This window comes from Haloarcula quadrata (genome assembly GCF_003634715.1).
GTDB lineage: Archaea > Halobacteriota > Halobacteria > Halobacteriales > Haloarculaceae > Haloarcula > Haloarcula marismortui.
In genome coordinates this window covers 1334914-1356785 of the sequence record NZ_RBWW01000001.1, presented here as the reverse complement: position 1 = coordinate 1356785, position 21872 = coordinate 1334914, and the positions used below count along the sequence as shown (strand labels likewise).

The following is a 21872-nucleotide window of genomic DNA, read 5'->3' as shown; positions in this document are numbered from 1 at the left end:
TGACAGCAGGGCACATTCGGGAGTAGATGTCGCTCCTGTTCGACCACGTCATCGGGTCCTTCGACCTCGACGGCGCATCGCTGTGTGTCCCCGACGACGACGCCCTCGACGACCACGGCGATGTCGTCCCTGTGCGGCCGGTCGCCGAGTTTGCGGGCCATCACGACGAACTCGCCCACCCCGAGGAGGACTGGGTCTGTATCCCGCTGCACGAACCGAACTCGGCGCAGGTCACCGACGAGTTCGTCGCCTTCACCGACCACTCCCTCCACGGCGGGATATTCGTCTTCGAGCGCGACGGCGAACGGGACTTCGTCGACGCGGATGCCTTCGGAGCCACGAGGCTGGCCGACCGGATCCGCTTCTGGCACTCCGACTACGTCCCGGAGACGTACCCACCCTCCTACGACTCGCCAGTAGACGACAGCGAACCGGCCCGAAATCCGATCCCGTCTGCAGAGTTGCTCGACGGCTTGCGTTCCCACGTTGAGCGCGAACGCGAGGCGACTCGCCGGCAAAACCGAGAGCGCGCCGAGCGGCGCTCACCTGACAGGGTGTACGAAGCCGGTGGCGACGCAGTCCCCGAACTCCATGCGCGGGGCCGAGACGACGGCACATACCGGTTCCACGTCGACCCGCCCGCGGATGTCGCCACCAGGCAGGACGGCGACTGGGCGTTTGTCGTGGAGTCGGTGTTTGGCATCCACGAGGGAAACGAGGTGCTGGTTCACGACGTGGACGGGACCCGAGAGAACGGCCCGTTCCCGGTGCCGGCGACAGTCGAGCGTATCCGCGGCCGGTCGGTCTGGGTCGCGGTGAACTGGGCCGAGGTCGACGGTGCGACGGCGCTCGAAAGCGCACTCACCGACGGTGACACCACCTACGGGCTCACAGCAGTGCTCAATCCCGTTCCGTTTGACCGCGAACGGGAGGCGATTGACTCGCTGGCCGACCACCGCTTCCGGGACGTGCTCGCCGGCGACCGGCCGATAACATTCTCAAACGGAGCAGCCGCCCGGAGCGACCAGTTCGACGCGGAACTGAATCAGGAGCAGCAACTGGCCGTCGAGCACGCGCTGCTGGCCGACGACCTGTTCTGTATTCACGGCCCGCCGGGGACCGAGAAGACGCGGACGCTGGTCGAAATCGTCCGGCGTGCTGCACAGGCCGGTGAGGACGTGCTGGTGTGTGCGGACTCGAATCAGGCCGTCGACAACCTCGTGGCGGGGTCGTCGAGGAGCGACGAGGCCGACCCGCAGTCGCTGCACGCCTACGGCCAGCACGGCGACGACGACTACACGCTCGACCGCGTGAACGCGAGCCAGTCGGCAAACGACGTTGTCCGGCGCGCCTACAGCGACGTGCCCGGGCGGGCCGACGTAGTGGCGGTGACAAACAACAGCGCCGCCACGCTCGCCCGTGGGTTTGACCTGGTCGTGCTCGACGAAGCGACACAGTCCACCTGCGCGGCGTCGTGTATCCCGCTGGTCCGGGCCGACCGCGCCGTGCTGGCCGGCGACCATCGACAGCTCCCGCCCTACAGCGCCAGCGATGAACCGCCAGAATCGAGCTACGGCCACTCGCTGTTCGAGCATCTCTACGCCGACGGCGGCGTCTACGACGGTGTCGGCCTCCAGCTCCAGACCCAGTACCGAATGCACCGCGACATCGCGTACTTCCCGAATCGGCGGTTCTACGACCGGACGCTGCGGAACGGGCGGGCCGTCGACCCGCTTCCCGACCGCCCAGCGATAGAAGGGTACAACGTCGGCGGTCGGGTCGAAACCGTCGGGCACTCCAGGACGAATCCCACCGAAGCCCGCCTCGTCGCGCATCTCGTTCAGGACCTGCTGGCAGACGTACCTGCCGAGGAAATCGGCGTCATCACACCGTACAGCGCGCAGGTGTCACGTATCCGCGAGACGCTCACAGAGCGGACCGACGCTGGAGACAGGGTGACTGTCGACACCATCGACTCGTTTCAGGGCGGTGAACGGACGGCCATCGTCCTCTCGCTCGTCCGAAGCAACGCCGAGGGGACCGTCGGGTTCCTCGGGCGGCCGGTCGACGGCCCCCGTCGATTGAACGTCGCGCTCACCCGAGCGAAGCAGTACTGCGCCGTTGTCGCCGACTGGCACACGCTCCGCTACGACGTGGACGGGAAGTGTACGGACCTCTACAGCGACTTCTATCAGTTCGTCTCGAACACCGACCGCCTGAATGACGTGGACCCCGAGTTCATTCCGGTGTAGAGAGCCACCGTCCGACTGCGATGGGTCCAAATATCTCCGACCCAACTGTCGCACATGTACACGGGGAAAACGGAGAAAGCCTGCTGTCTGTGCGGGAATCCCGACACGAAGACCCGTCTGGACCTGCCGCCGCGGGCGGTCCCGTTGCTCAAGCACGCCGACCCCATCGCCTGGCAGGACATCGTCGGCGAGGTGTCCATCTATTTCTGTGGCTCCGACTGGGAGACGGTGCGGGACCTCGTGTTAGAGACCGGGATGAGCCCGCTGTCCCGGTGTAACGCCGCCCGCGCCTCCTTCGACCTCCGGGAGGACTTCGAGGCGCTGCTGAACGATATTCGGGACGAGCCGGACCACACGGAAATCGAGGCGGAGATGCGCGCCGAGGCCGAGGAGGCGCTGGCGAATCGCGACGACCCCTACGTCGAGGAGCGGGACCTCGTCGAGGCCCGCGTCATCGAATGGGTGTTCGAAGACACTGAAAACGAGTAACCCGACGAGGGCGGCGGTATGGCTTCGTATCCAAACTGTTTTGACCACCCGTAGCCGTGTGTCAAGCGATGACTGTACGCGTAGGTGTGCTCGGTGCGACTGGCGCAGTCGGGCAGCGACTTATCCAGCTGCTTGACCCCCACCCCGAGTTCGAAATCGCAGCACTGACCGCCAGCGACGCGAGCGTTGGCGAGACATACAAGGACGCCGCCAAGTGGCGCGTCAACTCTCCGATTCCCGAGGACGTGGCTGGGTTAGAAGTCCGCGCCACCGACCCGGATTCGGTGCCCGACGACGTCGGTCTCATCTTCTCCTCGCTCCCGTCGAGCGTCGGCGCGGAAGTCGAACCGGAGTTCTGTGAAGCCGGCTACACAGTCTCGTCAAACTCCTCGAACGCCCGGATGGACGAGGACGTGCCCCTCATCATCCCCGAGGTCAACGCCGACCATGTCGACCTCCTTGAGGTCCAGCGCGACGAGCGCGGCTGGGACGGCGCGCTCCTGAAGAACCCGAACTGCTCGACGATCACGATGGTCCCGCCGCTGGCCGCCCTCGACCGCGAGTTCGACCTGACCGACGTGCGTGTCTCGACCCTGCAGGCCGTCTCCGGCGCGGGCTACTCCGGCGTTACGTCGATGGAAATCATCGATAACGCCATCCCACACATCGGCGGCGAAGAGCAGAAGATGGAGAGCGAATCGCGCAAACTGCTCGGCTCGTTCGACGGCGCAGAAGTCCAGCTCAACGAGATGGACGTGGCCGCCTCCTGTAACCGCATCCCGACGCTCGACGGCCACCTCGAGAACGTCTGGGCCGACACGGCTGAGGACATCTCTGCGGCCGACGCCGAGGCCGCGATGGAGTCCGTGACCGGCATCGACCTGCCGTCTTCGCCGGAGAAACTCATCACGGTGTTCGAGGAACCCGACCGCCCACAGCCACGCCTTGACCGCAACGTTGAGGACGGCATGGGCGTCGCAGTCGGCGGGTTCCGCGAGACGACCGACGGCGTCCAGTTCAACTGCCTCGCACACAACACGATGCGCGGTGCCGCGGGCGCGAGCGTGCTGAACGGCGAACTGCTCAACAAGCGCGGCTATCTGTAACGGTCACGGTCGCCGAGTGCCGTTCTTCCGAGTCGCACGAGAACTGCTAGATGATCCGATATTTTTTCACGGCCAGACTCGACTTCTGGCATATGGTCTCCCGCGATACGAAGCTTCAGATCGGGGTGGTGAGCGCTGTCGTCCTCGTCTGGGCGCTCCTGTTCCGGGCGGTTCCGCTCGGCCCTGTCGCCTCGGTCGTGCTCGTCGCAGCTACGTACTTCGCCGTTCTGGCTGGCACACACCTGTATCTCGCGCTGGCAGGTGATAGCGAGACGCTTCCGGTCGCGGCCCGCTGGCGGTACATTGGGCTCGCGGCGGTAGTGGCCGTAGTCGAACTGCTGCAGGGTACCGTCGGGAGCACTAGCCTCGGGAGCGGTACAGTCGCGCACCTACTCGGCGGCGTATTCGCTGTAACAGTGGTATCCTATCTGGTGTACGAAGCCCGCGCCGGATATCTCGCCAGCCGGCAGTGACTAGAGGTCGATTTGGTTCCTGAGACCGCCCCATTCGCCGGTTCGCTCGGCCTTCTGGACGTTCTCGGCGACGATATCAGCAAGCCGTTCGTAGTAGCTCGGCGTGTGGCCGGCGTTATGTGGCGTGATGAGGACGTTCTCGAAGTCCCACAGCGGATGGCCGCTGGGCAGCGGTTCGGGGTCGGTCACGTCCAGTGCCGCGCCGCCGATGTGGTTGCGCTGAAGCGCACTGACCAGCGCGTCGGTATCGACAACTGGGCCGCGGGCCACGTTGGTGAGCACGGCGTCAGGATGCATCGTCCGGAACACCTCCGCGTCAATAAGGTGGCGCGTCGCGTCGGTGAGCGGGCAGGCGAGCCCAACGTACTCCGTGTCGGTGACCGCTTCGTGGATCTCGTCGAAGCCGTACACCTCGTCCGTCGGGCCACCCTTCTCCGGCGAGTAGCGGACGCCAACGGTCTCCACACCGAACCCCTGCACGCGGTCGACGATGGCCTCGCCGATTTCTCCCAGCCCGACGATGCAGACGCGGCTACCGGCGAAGTCGTCGGTGTGAAACGACTGCCAGACGTGGTCGCGCTGGTGGCGGCGGGCGGTGAAGAAACCCCGGGCAAAGGCGAGCCATGACCCGACGACATTCTCGGCGACGTTCGGGCCGTGGACGCCGGAGGCCGTCGTGAGCGCGATGTCACGGTCTGCCAGGTCCGAGAGTGGGAGGTGATCGTATCCAGCGTATGTCCCTGCAAACAGCTTCAGCGAGTCGGCAGTGTCGACCAGCTCCGGCGAGACGTCGTTCCCAGTCAGGACTGTCGCATCTGCAATCAAGTCCCGCTCGGCTTCGGGCGTCTCTGCGACGGCGACATCCCACTCCGGCAGTCGTTCCCGGAGCGCTGTCACGTACTGGTCGACCGGCATTCCGTGAACGCCGTAGCGCGTCACGACGATGTCGGCCATTGAACCTCTCCTGTGGCGTGCAGAGCCATACCGTCTGCTCCACGCGGGGGCCTCAAAACGGTGCCGGCAGTCTGTTGATAGTCCGCCAGAGATAGTGTTGCTATTGCTATAGTTAGAGAACGGTAGAAATACCAGCCTGAATTAGTAAAATTTGTAGTAATAATACGCCGATATCTTAGCATATTTGTAGGATGGCCAGCGTACCGCGTTCAAGGAATGGGGAAATCGACGAGCGTTGCGGTGATCGATGACGACGAAGACTATAGACAGCTCTACAAGCTCTGGCTTCCGGCGGAATATGAAGTTATAGAGGCTGGTGACGGTCGTACGGGGTTGCAGTGCGTCGACGACTCAGTTGATGCAGTACTGCTGGACCGGCAGATGCCGGAACTGAGCGGCGAAACAGTCGCCGAAAAGCTCCGACAGCGGTCAGTTACCCCTGCGGTCGTGATGATAAGCAGCGTCAAGCCGGACGTGGATATTCTGGATATTCCAGTCGACTCGTATCTCAGAAAGCCCGCTGACCGGGACACTCTGTTGTCAGTACTTTCGACGGTCCGGACCCGATGTGAATACGAGGCACAACGCCGGGAACTTCTGGGACTTGCCGACCGGCGGGCAACAGTTGCCGACGCTGTACGGGCCACAGCGCTCGCAGAGAGCGACGCGTACCGGCGGGCCGTCGAACGGCTGGAACAACACGACGTATCACCCGCCGACGCAGTGTCCGAGTCGTAGGGCACAGTGCGTTCCAGTTCAGTCAGGTGAGCGCGTCAGACCCCAGTTTCGATGCAAGACAATAGGTTTTAGCGGGCGCGGGACACCGTAGCGGGTATGGAACACGTAGACGTCGCCATTGTGGGTGGTGGCCCGGCCGGGTCGTCGGCGGCCGAGGCTGCAGCCAACCACGGGGCCGACGCCGTCCTCCTCGAAAAGGGGGTCCCCAGAGCCGACCGCGAGGGGACGGGGCCGGACTCGACGGACGCCGCCGGGTTGCTCGATTACTGGTTCGACATCATGGATATCCCGCGGTCGGAGTTCCCCGAAGACGTGGTGTTGAGCGAACTCGACGGGGCGAAGTTCTACGGCCCCTCGACGGAGATGACGCTTACCGAGACCGGTATCAGTTCCAGCGCTGACGGCTTCGGCATCACCTTCCATCGAGCGCGGTTCGACGACTGGCTTCGTGAGCGGGCGACGGACGCGGGCGCAGACTACCGCGTCGGCGTCAGCGTCACCAGCGTCGAGACAGACCTCCGGAGTTCGCCGCGACACACCGTCCGGCTGGCCAACGGCGAAGACATCGCCGCCGAGTACGTGATTCTCGCCGACGGCCCACAGCGGACTATCACCGGCGGCACGCTCGACCAGTTCCTCCCGGCCGGACAGACGATGGCCGATATCATGCCGTCGAACAAGGTCAACCACATCGCCTATCAAGAGCACCGCCGGATGCCAGAGAAACTGTTCACACCGGAGTTCATCGAGTTCTGGTGGGGCATTATGCCCGGTCACACGGCGTACCCGTGGATTTTCCCGAACGACAATTCCGTCGCCCGCATCGGTCTGACGATGCCCATCGGGCTGGATATTGACGCCTACGACAGCGCCGAGTGGGACCTCCTCAACGCGAGCGACGACAGCATCCCGCAGGGCCGGCAGTACATCGAGCGACTGCTCGAACGGGAGTTTCAGGCGTACGACCTCGACGACTTCCCGCTCGTCGAAGAGCGCGGGAAATCGAAGGGGACCGAAACGTACCCCATCTCCTCGACCCGGCCGATAGAATCCCCGGTGGGTGCTGGCATCGCTGTGGCCGGTGGGGCAATGGGGACCACCTCGGCGTTCCACGAGGGCGGCGACCACGTCGCCGTTCGAACCGGAAAAATCGCCGGCCGCCTCGCCGCGAACGACCGCCTCGAACGGTACAACGACGCCTGGCACGACGCCATCGGCGACGAAATCCTCCGGAACGTCACCTTCGCGGACATGGTTCGAGACTGGCGGCCCGGCGACTGGGACCGAGCCTTTAGGACCGCCAACGACCTGATGGACGCCCGCGGAATCAAGGCCGATGCGGCGCTCCGTGGCGGCTACAACGGCATCAAGATGGTTCTGGCTTACAAATGGGGGAAGTTCTCCTCCCGCAACGGCAAGTACGTCCAGCTGCGCGAAGACGACTACGCCGTCTGAACGTCACCCTTAGGTGTGCGACCGGCTAACTACGGCTGCGTGCCTTTAATCCCCGGCTGAGACCCGTCACCGGGACAATGACGACCCGGAGAACCCGGGCACGCGACATGACCGCGGTTCACACCGCATCTGGTCGTTATTCAACGACCCGCCAGACGGTTGCACCGTCTGGGCGTTCGGTGATTACGCCGTAATCACCCGCGCTCGCGGCTGACGCCGCTCGCGCAATCGGTCGCCGTATCCGGCGACCCGCCCGGCACGAGGGTTTGCCGGCTGACGTGGCACACCGCCGAGGATGATGCCGGACGTTAGTGTTCCGGGCGACATTGACGCTATTATAGATAAATCTTTATACCGGGAATACATTATATCATATATAAGACAAGAAACGAATCCGACAGACAGGAAGATAAGACTCTATTTCGGAGACGGAAGCGGCGTAAAACCGACAAAAGAAGAAGTCGGTGGTTTCATCAAAAATCAGATGGGTTTGGTTCGGTCGGGAGAAAAGCCCGAGTGGTCGTCAGGTGTCTGTCAGCTCATTTCTATGGGTATGGATGCTTGGCAAGATGGAAAAATTGAGCGAGCCCATCTCATTTCTCCGGAACGAGTTGAGAAGTTAGAGGAAAGGAACCGGGAACTGAAGAACGAAGTCCAGAATCTTCGCTCAGAATTAGCCCGTTCTGATCAGGATGGTGGGAAGGTCGACGCCGCAAAAAGGGTCCAGACTATCGAAGCGTCGATCCTCAAAGTACTCTGTTCTGACAAGCATCTCGGTGCGAAATCACCGAACTACGTTCAGATCGAGACTATATCCCAAACGACCGGCCATGACTATGATACGGTTATGCACTACGTGCGGTCGCTTTCGAAGATTGAGTTCGGCGGCCACGTCGAGATTGATCGTATGGAAAATAACGCGAAAGCGGCGCGTGAAACAGCATTCGAAGAATACTGTGACGCGGCGCGGATTGATGGGATGACCTTGGATGAGTGACTCCAACGAGGATGCTATGGTAGAAATGATGTCGGAGATGCGTGACGAACTCAAAGAACTCCGAGAGGAGAACCAACGTCTTCGCCATGAGTCTGAAAAAGAAGCGAAACCGCCAGCCCCAGACAATGACGAGATAGTAGAAGCGTTCTTTCAAGCAAAAAACTATGCGAAGGCCAGTGAACGGCCAAACCGGTTCGCTATCAAGTACTTTCGAACACATACAGATGATACGCCGTTCTTGGAAATCACCGTGGAAGACGCGCTTGATTTTGCGAGTAACTGGAGTGGCGAGAATCAGCGCCCAAAGCGAGCTACGATTCTGAATTATCTCGGGACGGTCAAGGTACTCTATGACTGGATGAGTATGAAGGAGTGGGGGCCGGATTCGAATCCAGTTGAACTTGCCCGTGAACAGTATAAATCCGAGAATCAGAGTCGAATTCGTCGCTCTGGCCAGCACTCGGGGACTGTTATACAGCCCGAAGAATATCTGGAATTGGTTCGCGCTAATATGGGTGCCAGGCTCAAATCGGTGCTCGTACTCGCGGTCAAAACAGGACTTAGGCGGAAGGAACTCGTCTCGCTCAAGATTCAAGATGTCGATCTCGAAGAAAAACGCATCTACAATCGTTCACCAAAGGGGGTTGGTGACGAAAGGCTCCCAAAAGACAGTGCGGATCAGAAGCTCATTGACGACGAATGCGTTGCTGTACTCGAAGATTGGTTCGACAAACGTGAAGTGACGCTTGAACGCCTCGCTGAAAGAGGACATAAGGGACGCCGAGGGGACGAGGCGAAAGCTGATACCGATTGGTTGTATCCGAACGATGCTGGTGAGAAACTGACACCGATGACGATGTCTCGCTGGTGGGGGAAAGCGACGGACAAAGCCGAGTATAGAATGAGGGGAGAAGATGATGAACTTGCGAATCAGTTCGAAGATATGACTCCTCACGATGCTCGACGTTGTTTTACTTCCTGGCTGAACTGGGAGGGGTGTCCACGAGATGTCATCAAAGCACTCCGAGGGGATGCGGACGGGGATATGGTTTCACTCTATACCCAGCATGGCGAGGATCAGGTGAGACAGGAGTACGAAGATGCAATGCCTCATTTAGGTATTGTCTGACCGAAACTCTCTCATAGCAATTCACGCTATTGCGGGTGATGGCACGGGAGCGCCTCTGAGAACGTCAATGTCTCTTTGAGAATATGTAGTCTCAACCCGACTGATTAGCAACATACAGAGAAGGTATGTATCTAACGCCCCCTAAATCGGTGTGTCCGTTTCGCTGTGGGTACGTAGGTACACCCCTGTACGTACGTACAGCCCCCAATTGTTTTGGCCGGGCTATAGATACATACAATTTGGATTGAGTTCGCTATACTGGGCTTATCTACCTTTTAAATAAGTAGCACGACCCGCTAACCCAGTCGAATCCTCTGGTTTCACCAGATTATGTTTGAATATCCAGAGAAACAAGTAGACTATTCTATTGGTACCTCCGCTCGTAGAAACTTCGCCCCATCTCCGTGATTGAGGGACCGTGCCAGCCATGACTATCTATGGTAGCGTCCACGTATCCCTTTCCATACAAATACCATATTGAAGCATCCATAGAATCATTATCCACGTCAGCCTGATCCAGAAGCTCTGATTCTGAGAGCGGTTGTCCGCGCGTCTCTCTATCGTGCTCGTAGAGAGTAAGAAGTACTTTTTCTAATCGTCCATCCGATAGTAGAGTCCGCTCGTTTTTATCGTATTCATCTACGACTGAAGGTTGTATCTTTATTGGGCCGTGTCCGTCAGAATGCTTTGAAAAGTCAACAAGGCCAGAACTATCGAATCGTTCAACGAAGTATAAAATATCATCCTCGTCTACACCATCGAGAGTTTCTGTGACGACATCGACTAAACTTCGAGAACCCAGTTGTGTTGGAATTTGTGCGTTGTCGTCCACAGCATCATACATAATGCCGAGGATTGTTTTTTCGAGTTCATCGTCAGTAGTCATGGATGGAACCACTCACTCAGCTGGTTAAAAGCTACTCCTAAAGATTCGCTTCTGAATATCGGTGGATAACAATGGACTGGGATTTGACGTTGTACGGTGTCGAAGGTGAGTAACGAGCCACACTGGCCCGACCGGAGCCTCTAATCCCTCCCTCAAACGGCCAGTCCTGACCATCGGGATAGACAGCCCGACTCCACCAGCCCGTTGCTGGCTCCCCTGATGTGGGGCGGCAACCCACCAAAGAGGTCGACATACCCATCCAGACGCCCAGCCAACCACCCCGACCGTTGTTTCGGGCCGTCGTCGCCCACGCCGTCAGTTATTGCCCGTCGTCCGTGAAGACTTCATGCCCAGTCTTGACGAGGTTCACAAACTCGTTTGCCACCTCCTCCAAGAACGGATCATCGCTCAGTACGTCCGTAGAATCCACTTCCCAGTTTCTCCGGACAATTCGATCCCGTGTACGGTCCTGACTGATTTGGAAGCCTCGCTCCTCGAATAACTCCGCATTCCGCCGAAGCGTCTCCAGTGTCTCATCATCTTCGCCCCAGTAGTCCATTGCAACGATCACGTACCCCCACTCGACAGGACGGAGATACAGCGTGTACACCAGATCATCTGGGTGGTCGGGATGCTTCGACCGGAGGTGGGGCCTGTGGCTTTCTATGTCTTGAAACGCGGTTTCGGGCCTGTCTACCCTGACGACGGACTGAAGTTCCGGAAATACTCTTTCGACAAGATCTCGAACGACATCCGGGTAGATCGGGTTCAGTTTTCGGTCTGGACGCACACGCGAGAGGTGATGATCCACAACAGTATTGGTCGCAAGAACAGCGTGGTCGGTCACATCGGAATTGAACCGCTGAATCTCAATACACTGGATGTTGAGTCCCTGGTCCAAGAGATACCGCGCATTACGTTGAGTCCGGGAAGTGATTTGTTCAGCGACGATGACCATCCGCTGGTCGGGGTTGAACTCGTCTGGCTCCAGTGGTTCACCGAATACGGCTTCGAACGCTGACTGGAGGTCGTCAGTGGGCACAGCGGCGTCACTGATCGCCCACCGCCCACTCTGGATGTCTTCCCGGTAATTCTGATAGATGTCGTCCAAACGGTCGTACGTGTGCGATTCAAGCGACTGAGCGTAGTTCTGTGGCTGGCTCAGGATTGTTTCCTCGCTTGCACTCCCTGAGCCACTTTGCCCGACTTTCAGTTCGATAACGAGGAGATTCCCGTACTGGTCAAGAGCGAGAAGATCAAGGATACCTGTGTCGACCGCCGGTTGTCGGCCGAAAATAAACACCGGCTCATCCAGGATAGTCTGAGGATTCGCGTGTAGGAGCGACTCAAGCACCGACTCGTTTCGAATATCGGACCTCGCTAACTCGTCAGCGGCAAACTCCGAGTTATTCTGAGCGAGGTCAAAAGTGCGCATGCAATTTCTGTCGCTCACCACTCAGATAGTTCTAATGTATTTGATTTTCTGACCGGTTAATATTTCTTTTATATACCTTACCGGAAACCGGATAGGATTTTCTCGGAGATGAGTCTGATAGGCGATACAAAAATGGATATTCTCATAGAACTAAAGAACGGCCAAGCTCACGGCTATGCAATCGCTGAGGAGATCGGGGTTTCATCGGGCGGAATCTACACGCACCTGAACGAACTGGAGAAGGAGGGAATGATCGCTGTCACTGAGCAACGGGAGGAAGGTCGAAAACCATCCGTCTTTAGCTAAGATGAGAACCGCGTGACAGCGACGGCTTATCGAGGCTATTTTTCGAGAGGAATGAGGAGGAGAAGTCTGTGCACAACCCTCGCTCCTCAACGAGAATCATGCGTCGGCTCACTACGCTTTTTCCCTCTGAGTTCCTCGAAGAGCACGCCGAGGAACTCGGCGTGGTCGAGCGAGAAGGCAAGCTTCAGATTCCTGTCCTCGTGTGGGCGCTCGTGTTCGGCTTCGCCGCAGGCGAGAGCCGAACACTCGCTGGGTTCAGGCGCTGCTACAACGCCACAGCTGACGAACCGATCTCTTCTGGCGGCTTCTATCACCGGTTGACACCGACGCTGGCAGAGTATCTCCGCGACCTCGTCGAGCGCGGCCTCGACGAGGTCGCTGTTCCAGACGCTTTTGACGCTGATATCGACCGATTCAGGGACGTGATGATCGCTGATGGAACAGTGTTGCGGTTGCACGAATTCCTCTCTGATGAGTTCCAAGCCCGTCACGAGGAGCAGGCTGGAGCGAAGCTCCACCTGCTCCACAACGCCACCGACCAGACAATTGAACGGATCGACGTAACGGACGAGAAAACGCACGACAGCACGCTGTTCAACACAGGTTCGTGGCTACAAGGACGGCTAGTTCTGTTCGATCGAGCGTACTTCAAGTACCGCCGTTTCGCGTTGATCGACGAGAACGATGGCTACTTCGTGAGTCGGCTGAAGCAGAACGCGAATCCGGTGATAACGGCGGAATTACGGGAATGGCGCGGCCGCGCCATTCCCTTGGAGGGCAAGCAGATCCACGATGTGGTCGATGACCTCTCGCGGAAGTACATCGACGTAGAGGTCGAAGCGGAATTCAAGCGAGGGCAGTACGAGGGAACGCGGTCACTGGATACGAAGCGGTTCCGCGTCGTCGGCGTCCGCAACGAGGACGCCGACGACTACCATCTCTACATAACGAATCTGCCGAGAGAGGAGTTCCTGCCGTCAGATCTAGCGACGCTGTACCGGTGTCGATGGGAAGTAGAAACTCTGTTCCGTGAGTTGAAGACGCAGTATGAACTGGACGAATTCGACACGAACAACCCTGATGTCGTGAAAATTCTACTATACGCTGCGTTGCTGTCACTGCTGGTGAGCCGGGAGTTGTTGGATCTGGTCACCGAGCAGGCCGACGATGAGATCGTGTTTCCGCCGGAACGCTGGGCGGCGACCTTCCGGTCGCACGCCCAGCTCATCCTCCACAAACTCGGCGAGTACCTCGGTTACTCGCCACCGCCGTTGTTGGAGCGGCTAATCGAAGACGCTCAGAAGATTCATCAGCAACGGCCGATCTTACAGGAGACACTCGCTACCGCTACACAACCGAGGTGTGAGTCTTAGCTAAAGACGAATGGGTCGAAAACAAAAGTACTGCGAGCTAACTGAGAGTGGTGAACTTCTCTTAGAGGCGTTAGGGGAGGACTGAGCCGCGGATATACAGGGATGTCGGATCGTCGTTAGTGACAGAATCAGCACCTTTACAATCGTTTCAAACTAATTACTATTAGAGGCAAACTACTGTGAGTGACAACGCTACCGATCAACTGAAATTCAGTTCTGACGGGGAACTTGAACAGTCGACCGATGATGAACAACCAACAGACAACCTGAAGGACGACGGTGATCCCATGGGTAGGTTCCAAAGCAAAGCGGGATATTCGATATTTAATCTCGCGAGCTACCTACAGAAGTGCATTCGGCGTTCAGATCAAGAGGGTGCCGCGTTCGCCGCCTTCGAGCTAACTCGATCTGGATACTCGAAGATGTATTGGTCGAGAATCTTGTGCATCAGCGTTGAGGACGTCAGCTTCGAAGAAAACGTCACCTCACAAGTCAGGTCGCTGTACCGGCTTGCTATCGGACGAGTAGAAGCTGTCGACGATTGGGGAGCGAATAACGAGAGAGGGAGAGTGTGTGCGATCAGGGCGGCCCTCACGTGCGCCCAAGCTGAATCCTCCCGACTCCCCGATTATATGCACAACACCTTCGAGAGGATCGCTGATGAGCGTGTCACGGCCGCTGAGGAAGAGCGCACTCCCAAATATGACTTCCCCGCCGGCGACCTCAATCCTGGCGGTAACCATGACGCAATCTTCGATATGCACACGTCAGCCGGCTCAAGCAAGAACCGGGGCTACGAACACTTCCTCGTCCACAGCTCCCGGACAGACTCGATGGCCGATATGGAGGCGCGGTTCAAACGAATCAATATGGAGCTGGTCGCCGAAGCTGACGACACCAGCGCGGAGTTCACTGAGGAGGAGTTCGATCACGCACTCAGTACAGTCGACCTCGATGACCCGTGGGAGGAGCCAGACTTCGAACAGGAGACACTCGACTCCGAGTGAGCCGGACCCCAAATTTCGAGCCCCAAAACCCCCCGATAAAGATCGCTGGCATCCCCACGCCCAATTTTACCAAGACTCGCTGAATTCAAAATCTGGAGCTAATCAGACTACTATTTGTTACTATCCACTATGATTGATGGCATGCGGCGGTCGTTTTAGATACTATCGATCACATGAGTGACTATTGATGAAATAGTGTAATTAATGAGTCTCTTTTTGTTGATAAATGGTCAGGACTGACGTGGCGGGATTATGCTAAGCAAATCTAAGGAAATCCCCAAAATGCATCCTTTAAATGAACGCTGTGGATGAGCATGAGTATTTAATATAAGATAATAAATATTTATGTAATGGCTGTAGAAAGCTATAGAACAGAGGTTCAGATGTGTGTGTTGCCAATCGCTACAATCTATAACATCGATAGAACAGTTAAGAGATATTAACAAATCTATTATATGTATGTGGGGTATTGTATGTATTATGAGACAGACACAGCTGGTAATGGAAAACAAGCATAGACAATATCTGGGAGATAGACAGATTAGCGGCTTCTGTCGGAATAAGATTCAAAAGCTCAAATCTGAACTCAAGCAAGATACTACGATCAATTATCCAACCAATCAACGTCGTAGATACGATCATCGATTCCGTACCTCGGTCTTGCTTCGGATGGACCAGGCTCAATTTATAAAAGAAATCAATCTGACATTCTCACATTATATCCAAAATCAGATTCAAGAGCAAATTGATCAAGAGTCGTCTCTACAGGAGTTGGAGAATGATCCTGGGCCACTTGTATCACCAAATCAGCGGGAATTGATGAGCGAGTCAAGGAGTCTACATAATTCTTAGAATCCGTCCATTGGTATCCTAATTCTGAGAGTCTTCTCTCTGTCCTAACTACATTCCGTGCCACCTGGAGATGCCATCAATCATGAATTTACGAGAACAGTCCACTACGATCCCTTGGACTATATGTAACAGATAGTAAACACTTAACACCTATCCCCGCGTATATCTAAACACGGAAAACCCCAGAGCTACAGCTCCAAATAGTGGATTTGGAGAAAACCCGGTGTAGGAGCACCGGATTCTGTGGGTTGCCCGTGGAGACGAGAACCCAATGTCAAATACGACTTCCAGAGTGGAAACGCTGTCGGACAGATTCCCTAATGCAAGACATGTTGACGCTCACCTCATCATCGACAAGACGCAATGGTGTCCCGGACCGCACCCTGACCCTCGCCGCCGGCACGATGGCCAGACGGAATATCTGGAGCGATACCTCAAGTGTCTCCGTTGTGGAACCGAGGTTTTGAACGAGCGCGACCTTCCCGTTGAATGCGACGGTGATCGGCGATGAACATTCTCGACGCCCAGGTTGACTGGCGTGAAGACGTCGGGAATGATCCCCGGTTGGAAGTCCTTGTTGACGAAACTCCAGAACGATCCGAGCTTCGGTTCGAACACGAAGAAGGTCTCTGGACCGCGGTCGACAACGGGTACGTCGAGTACTTCGCCTGGAGCGGTGACGGCAATGATGGCGGCTTCTCTGGTCGGTCGTTCGAGATTACGACCATCGACGGCGAACAGATCACGCTCGAAGGGCCGTGGAGTTCTCGCGCCGGATGCGTGAACAAGCGACGGTTCGGGCCGGTCGTCGACGTGCGACTTGCGACTGACCCCAGCGTACTCGAAAAAGGCTACACGTTCCGAACGGGCACCCTGACGTTGGCGGCGGCGAAGCAAGCTATCGATCTCACTGACGACGAGGCACACCTGGAGCGTGTCGTCAAATTCGACTCAGACGAGCCCTACTGGATTCCGGTGCGAGAGAACGTGGGTGACGCCTAATGTCCTCGGAATCAGTCCAGCCAGACGTCGGGCCACGGACTCTCCGAGCCGCCACGGAACACATGACTGTCTATGAGAACGCACAGTCGTTGTTCGAGGTTACAACAGAATCGGGGTCAGCTTATACCGTAGATTTGCGAGAGCCAGCCTGTACATGCCCGGACTTCGAGTACCGTGAGTCTGTTTCCGAGTGCAAGCACATCCGCCGTGTCAGAATCGAAGTCGGTCAGGTCGACGTTGAGACGCTTGAGAAAGAACTCACCGAGACGGCGGACAATCTCGAATCGAATGCCGCCGATCTTGAAGCCCAGGCGCAAAAGCTCACGAACACCGCTGGCGAGCTTCGAGATGCTCTAAATCGGTTAGAGGAGGTTTTGGGCCGATGAGCAAGGAGGATGTTCGACCCGAAACCCTGGGGTTGAGCCGACAAAATGCCCCTCCACGGGCATCGACAGTCTACCAAGGTCGCCGGGATTCAACAGCACCGGTTGGCCAAGAGTGTACAGTCAGAGTCGACGGTGAACCTCTGGATACGCGCTACGACCTACTCAGTGCGAGTCCGTCGGGATTCGAGTGGGGATACGGAGGGAGTGGCCCCGCGCAACTCTCCATTGCCTTACTCGCTCACGCCTACGATGAGGAGTTCGCCGCTGATCACTATCAGTCGTTCAAGCGAAAAGTCGTGTCGGAACTTCCTGAGAACGGCTGGAAACTCAGTATCAGTCGATCACATCGGGTTAGAGGAAGCGTCTACTTGGGAAGAGTGTGGAAGCCACCCAAGCAGACAGCGAGATAGAAGAAGAGCACCTGCTTAATTTTGTCGTCAATAGTCTTGACGAGGAACTTTCATTAGATCTCGGCGAGAATGTCAAGGTCACGGCAGAGACGCTCTATGAGGTCCTCGCCGGCGCCAGCGCCGGCGGGACCTCGATCAATCACGTCTGCGAAACGACTGACGACTCACCACACGCTAATACCGTCCGTGGACATCTCACCGATCAGTTTGAACTGGATTCGGTTGAATCGGTTGGAGACACGCTGCTTCAACGAGATACGCTTGAGACACTTCCAGATCGACCGGTGGAGGTCTGCGCAGACCTCCACCTCGATCCCTACTACGGTGATGAGGACGAAACCGAGGCTCTGTACTCCTCACAGGCCAAGCGTGGAACAACGACGTTTCACGCCTATGCAACGCTCTACGTGCGCGTACGCAACAAGCGATACACGCTGGCGGTTCGCCAGCTCGTTGCTGGCGAAACCACCAGCGATGTCCTCGGTGAGTTTCTTGAACTCCTTGACGGCCTTGACCTCGGCGTCAAGGCCGTCTACCTTGATCGAGGTTTCTACAACAGCACCTGTCTCAAGCTGCTGTACGCGCACAATTACGCCTATGTGATGCCGATCGTCAAGTGGGGTGAGACGATTCAAAACAAACTCAGCAAAGGCTGGAGCCGCGAGATCGAACACGATCTCGCTGGCGAGGTGGAGTTCCCTGTGTTCATCGACTGCGTGTACCAGCAGGGACGGTACGACGAACACGGGGTGGCGCGTCACGGCTACGCCGCTGACGCGCCCTTTATCGACACGCCACGAGATGCACGAGATCACTACAGCAAGCGCTTCGGCATCGAATCAAGCTACCGATTAGCCAAGCAGAGCCTCGCTTTCACTAGTTCTCAGGATGCTGGACTACGGTTGGTAATGTTTGTAGTGAGCCTACTGCTTCAGAACAGCTGGCGATATCTCCACTGGAGGTACGTGGCGGCGCCCCGCCGTGGGGGGCGCCGCCTCTTGCAGTGGTCGTTCACGGAGTTTTGCGAAATGACGCTTCGCGCAGCTTGGACAGCACTTGGTGTCCGCAGGTCTGTTCCAGCGAATCAACCACTTGACGGCCGGTTCTTCCGGTAGCTGTCCATCGGGCCGGACGGCGGTCGTCAGTGGTGACACTGTCGCGTCGGCGGCAGTCCGCCGCCGACAGCGACGGTCCATCCCGAAAATCATGCTCACCAGCGGTTCGAAGATGCTCCACAGCTAGTTCGGTTTAGTTCACCGTAATCAAACGGGGTTACGCGGCTGTCGATGTGATCGACTGAGTATATCAGACCTTGATGCGTGGCGGCGGGAGGTGGTTACCGATGCTTAGACTGTTTGCCAGACTGATGGTTTGGTGGGTTCGGAAGTGGTATCCCGTTTTCCGAACTATTGGACAGGCAACAAAAAACGAGACATACGTTGAGACCGCGATTGAGATCACGGAAGAAAATATCAAACGGATTATGGACGCACTGGAGGGTGATAATTAATGAGCCGCTCAGATCCAGCGGTGGCTCTCAATGGTGTCCAGACCGGTCACATCTGTGACTCCTGTAACAAAAGAATCAGAAGTGGTGATGTTGCTGGGCTGTACGCGACTTGGAATAATCAACTTGGATGGGAGCCACGGAGGACATACTGTTGCGATTGCTGTCCAGATGGCATCCAGCCCGCCACGAGAGGAACTGATGAAGTGATTTTAACAGGGGCTCTTACCGAACTGAGTGAAACAGTACCCCGAGAATTACAGCATCCCGCCGTAGGCTAGTTGCTATGTACAATCAAACAGCCTTCGGCGGGATGCTACAGGATATTGTTGAGCTCACGTCAATAGTGTTGCGCCCAGAGCCGCTCGATGAGGAAATCGAGCGGCGCTGTAAGCAGGCATGGGAACAAGCTCCTTGCCCGGAGTGTGGTGAAACCGCCATCCAGTCCGGGGACGGCAGTCCCCGGGTCTGGTGCACCAACTGCCGCTATGTCTTCTCCTACACCCGCAACACGCCCTTCGAAGGCCGCACTCTCTCTCCTGGCGAAATCGTCATTGCGTTCGTCCTCTATGCCGACACACTTCTCAGCATCCACCAAATCACCCAGCTCTTCGAAGCGGTCTACGACACGGTTCATTCCACGATTCGAGAGGTAGAAGCCGCCTTCCAGCGCGGCTTCTACCTCGTCTGGGAGCGCATCCAACACGCTATCGACGGCCCAACTCAGATCGACGAAACCGGCCACAAGTGCTCTGGTTACAAGGGACAGACGCCGCCGCGGGATGGGCTTTCCCGCGGCGGCTCTGGGGAAGGGGGGCGATCACGGTGGGAAGGAGCACCTGGCGATACCATGACGCTGATCGGTGCCTGTCGTGATGTACTTCGTGTAATTCGCGCCGAGCCAGGTGCTCAACCGGAAGAACTCAAACCAGCACTTGATGAGGTAGAGATTCTCTCAGGGAAACTGGATGAGGTCTGGCACGACGGGTGGCGCGGGTACGCGCCACTCGTCTACAAGAACGAGCAGACCGTTGTTCACTCCGAAGAATTTGTCACTGATGACGGCGTCCACATCAACCAAGTCGAATGCCTCTGGTCGCTAGTGAATCCATGGCTACAGAAGTTCCGCGGCCTCTCCAAGCCTGGATTGGAGCAGTCCGTCCGAACCTACGGGTTCGTACGGACGTTAAACCTCGCTGGAGCACCACTACACGGCCTTCTTGACTGCTTCGTCGTCAACGTGTTTCGCTGAGTTATGTAAGAGCCTAACAGGAATATTTTTCTCGCATCGTCTGGTCTCTATCGAAACTCGTGAACGGGACAATTCATGATGGGCGTACAAACCATGGTTTTAGATACGAGAGAGAACCATGACTGAACTAACTGTGGAAAACACGCCAGTGGTTGCTCAGAGGGAACTAATCATAGACGGCCCATACAACGGTGACAATGGTTTCTGAACAGAAACGGCATGGTCAGACATACACGCCCGAATCAGTGTCTCACTTCCTAACTAATTGGGCTATTCGGGGACGAGATGACACGATATTGGAGCCGTCTGTAGGTGAAGGTAGATTTGTTTTTGACTCTTACAACAGATTGCTTAGTCTCGGGGCCGATGAAGACGAAGCCTCCGAATCTATCTACGGCCTTGATATAGACGAGGATGCGGTTGAAACGCTTCAAAAAACCGCTCAGACTGAGTTCAATAGTGAGTTCTTCAACGTCAGTGTCGGTAACTTATTCAACGCCGATCTTCCCGAGGTTGATGCACTCGTCGGTAACCCCCCATACGTAATCCGTCACCGATTCGAGAATCCTGAGGAGATTACCGAACAGTTCTCCGACTATAGCTTCAGTGACCAGGCGGATTTGTACTGTTACTTCCTCGTACGGGCTACTCAATTCCTTAAACCGGGTGGCCGGATGGCGATGATTGTCTCAAATTCTTGGATGAAACGGAAATACGGTGAAGAATTCAAGAAGTTCCTACTCAATGAATTCCATATTCACGCTCTTATTGGGTTTCAGGAGCGAGTTTTTGACGATCTCGCTAATACGGTGTGCATCGTCGCGGAGAAACGACCGAACACTATCAGAATGCCCGCGGAAAATGACGTACAGTTCATTCAGGCACAAAGTCCCGACATCTTCAACAGCTCTCGAAAAACCTTGGACGAACTTTCTAATATAGCTGTTCAGTCTTCTCGGGTTCCCCAACGTCGGCTTGGTGCCGAAGATTACTGGGACATCTGGCTAAGAGCACCACATGTCTTCACGTCTATCAAAGATAGCGACAAATTCACTACGCTCGATGAGTACGCCACGCCATCTATTGGAGTTCAGACACTTCACAAGGACTTCTATGTCCTTGATAATTCAGAAACCATTCAAATCGAGGACAACTACCTCAAACCAATTGCCTATTCGCCGCGTGATCATCAGGAACCCTCTCTCCATATTGATGACTGTAAGTACCAACTGTTCTGGTGCGCTCAGGACAAAGGCGATCTCGAAGGTACAAATGCACTTGACTACATAGAGAAGTGGGAAAACCGGACTATCGAGAAACGGTACAGTGACGAAACGTACGATGGATTACACAACAAGACCCGAATCAAGGATGCAAACCGAAATCCGTGGTACAACCTCATAGACGAAGCCAAACGTCGTCTTCCTTCCCAAATCCTCCTACCCCGACGTGTCTATGAGAATTACACCGCCGTCTGGAATCCTGATGGCGTTGTTCCTAATGAAAACTTCCTTGCGACTACTGTCCACAGTGACGAACACACGAAACCACTTTTAGCCTATCTGAATTCTCAACTTGGAGAACTGAATCTACGCCTTGCGGGGCAAGTATATGGTGGAGGAGTCTGTGACTTGAACGTCAGCTCCTCAAAAACTATCCAGACCATCAACCTCGACAAACTGACTGGAGGAGAACTGGAACAGCTTGTCGTTGCATTTGATCGATTTGTGGAAACCGGAGAACGGGAAGTATTGGATGAGGCCGTGTACTCCGTTCTTGGATATACCGATCACGAACGGAATAAAACACAAGATGTCCTTAGTCTGGCAATTGAGGAGTCTGTAAATAAAGGGTAGTTCTCAA

At 56.4% G+C, this 21872-nt stretch carries 20 protein-coding genes; 17 read left to right on the top strand and 3 right to left on the bottom strand.

The window, feature by feature from the left end; all coding sequences use genetic code 11:
- Positions 1–26: 26 nt before the first annotated feature.
- The 4 genes from BDK61_RS06965 to BDK61_RS06950 all read left to right on the top strand — a co-directional run bounded on the left by BDK61_RS06965 (position 27) and on the right by BDK61_RS06950 (position 4320).
- Positions 27–2252, top strand: a complete 2226-nt coding sequence (locus tag BDK61_RS06965) for an AAA domain-containing protein (RefSeq protein WP_121302833.1) — start codon at positions 27–29, stop codon at positions 2250–2252.
- A 54-nt stretch (positions 2253–2306) separates the two neighbouring features.
- The gene (locus BDK61_RS06960; protein ID WP_004962543.1) at positions 2307–2741 is read left to right on the top strand and encodes a hypothetical protein; all 435 of its coding nucleotides are present in this window, start codon (positions 2307–2309) and stop codon (positions 2739–2741) included.
- Between the two features lie 68 nt (positions 2742–2809).
- Positions 2810–3847 (top strand): aspartate-semialdehyde dehydrogenase, encoded by a 1038-nt coding sequence (gene asd, locus BDK61_RS06955; protein WP_011222982.1) that lies wholly within the window; start codon positions 2810–2812, stop codon positions 3845–3847.
- Between the two features lie 92 nt (positions 3848–3939).
- Positions 3940–4320 (top strand): hypothetical protein, encoded by a 381-nt coding sequence (locus tag BDK61_RS06950; protein ID WP_121302832.1) that lies wholly within the window; start codon positions 3940–3942, stop codon positions 4318–4320.
- Here BDK61_RS06950 and BDK61_RS06945 read toward each other — a convergent pair whose 3' ends face one another.
- The gene (locus BDK61_RS06945; protein WP_121302831.1) at positions 4321–5274 is read right to left on the bottom strand and encodes a D-2-hydroxyacid dehydrogenase; all 954 of its coding nucleotides are present in this window, start codon (positions 5272–5274) and stop codon (positions 4321–4323) included. It lies immediately after the preceding gene.
- A 216-nt stretch (positions 5275–5490) separates the two neighbouring features.
- Between BDK61_RS06945 and BDK61_RS06940 the strand changes: the two genes are divergently transcribed.
- The 4 genes from BDK61_RS06940 to BDK61_RS06925 all read left to right on the top strand — a co-directional run bounded on the left by BDK61_RS06940 (position 5491) and on the right by BDK61_RS06925 (position 9593).
- Complete coding sequence (locus BDK61_RS06940) at positions 5491–6012, top strand: response regulator transcription factor (protein WP_121302830.1); 522 nt, start codon at positions 5491–5493, stop codon at positions 6010–6012.
- Between the two features lie 96 nt (positions 6013–6108).
- Complete coding sequence (locus BDK61_RS06935; RefSeq protein WP_121302829.1) at positions 6109–7467, top strand: NAD(P)/FAD-dependent oxidoreductase; 1359 nt, start codon at positions 6109–6111, stop codon at positions 7465–7467.
- A gap of 295 nt (positions 7468–7762) precedes the next feature.
- Positions 7763–8464, top strand: a complete 702-nt coding sequence (locus BDK61_RS06930) for a hypothetical protein (RefSeq protein WP_121302828.1) — start codon at positions 7763–7765, stop codon at positions 8462–8464.
- A complete protein-coding gene (locus BDK61_RS06925) occupies positions 8457–9593 on the top strand; it encodes a tyrosine-type recombinase/integrase (RefSeq protein WP_121302826.1) in 1137 nt (378 codons plus the stop codon). The genes BDK61_RS06930 and BDK61_RS06925 overlap by 8 nt, the downstream gene beginning before the upstream one ends.
- Before the next feature lie 364 nt (positions 9594–9957).
- Here the strand turns inward: BDK61_RS06925 and BDK61_RS06920 are convergent, their stop codons facing one another.
- Together BDK61_RS06920 and BDK61_RS06915 are read right to left on the bottom strand one after the other, a co-directional pair.
- Positions 9958–10479: a hypothetical protein gene (locus BDK61_RS06920; protein ID WP_121302824.1), complete on the bottom strand. Its 522-nt coding sequence runs from the start codon at positions 10477–10479 to the stop codon at positions 9958–9960.
- Between the two features lie 319 nt (positions 10480–10798).
- A complete protein-coding gene (locus tag BDK61_RS06915; protein ID WP_121302822.1) occupies positions 10799–11914 on the bottom strand; it encodes a PDDEXK family nuclease in 1116 nt (371 codons plus the stop codon).
- A gap of 108 nt (positions 11915–12022) precedes the next feature.
- On the opposite strand from BDK61_RS06915, the gene BDK61_RS06910 reads away from it, so the two are divergent.
- From BDK61_RS06910 to BDK61_RS06870, 9 genes are all read left to right on the top strand, one after another.
- Positions 12023–12220 (top strand): PadR family transcriptional regulator, encoded by a 198-nt coding sequence (locus BDK61_RS06910; RefSeq protein ID WP_121302820.1) that lies wholly within the window; start codon positions 12023–12025, stop codon positions 12218–12220.
- 98 nt (positions 12221–12318) lie between these two features.
- A complete protein-coding gene (locus tag BDK61_RS06905; protein WP_121302325.1) occupies positions 12319–13593 on the top strand; it encodes an IS4-like element ISHma1 family transposase in 1275 nt (424 codons plus the stop codon).
- Between the two features lie 632 nt (positions 13594–14225).
- Positions 14226–14600, top strand: coding sequence for a hypothetical protein (locus BDK61_RS22995; protein ID WP_148709124.1), 375 nt, complete (start codon positions 14226–14228; stop codon positions 14598–14600).
- A 1359-nt stretch (positions 14601–15959) separates the two neighbouring features.
- On the top strand, positions 15960–16454 hold the full coding sequence (locus BDK61_RS06895) for a hypothetical protein (protein WP_121302816.1): 495 nt from the start codon (positions 15960–15962) through the stop codon (positions 16452–16454).
- Positions 16454–16840, top strand: coding sequence for an SWIM zinc finger family protein (locus BDK61_RS06890; protein ID WP_121302814.1), 387 nt, complete (start codon positions 16454–16456; stop codon positions 16838–16840). Before BDK61_RS06895 ends, BDK61_RS06890 begins: the two co-directional genes overlap by 1 nt.
- The gene (locus BDK61_RS23810) at positions 16837–17250 is read left to right on the top strand and encodes a DUF6166 domain-containing protein (RefSeq protein WP_244209721.1); all 414 of its coding nucleotides are present in this window, start codon (positions 16837–16839) and stop codon (positions 17248–17250) included. The genes BDK61_RS06890 and BDK61_RS23810 overlap by 4 nt, the downstream gene beginning before the upstream one ends.
- The gene (locus tag BDK61_RS06885; protein ID WP_121302812.1) at positions 17220–18365 is read left to right on the top strand and encodes an ISH3 family transposase; all 1146 of its coding nucleotides are present in this window, start codon (positions 17220–17222) and stop codon (positions 18363–18365) included. Before BDK61_RS23810 ends, BDK61_RS06885 begins: the two co-directional genes overlap by 31 nt.
- Positions 18366–19043: 678 nt before the next feature.
- Positions 19044–20009, top strand: coding sequence for an IS1595 family transposase (locus tag BDK61_RS06875; protein WP_121302811.1), 966 nt, complete (start codon positions 19044–19046; stop codon positions 20007–20009).
- Between the two features lie 197 nt (positions 20010–20206).
- Positions 20207–21865 (top strand): HsdM family class I SAM-dependent methyltransferase, encoded by a 1659-nt coding sequence (locus BDK61_RS06870; RefSeq protein WP_121302809.1) that lies wholly within the window; start codon positions 20207–20209, stop codon positions 21863–21865.
- The last annotated feature ends 7 nt before the right edge of the window (positions 21866–21872 follow it).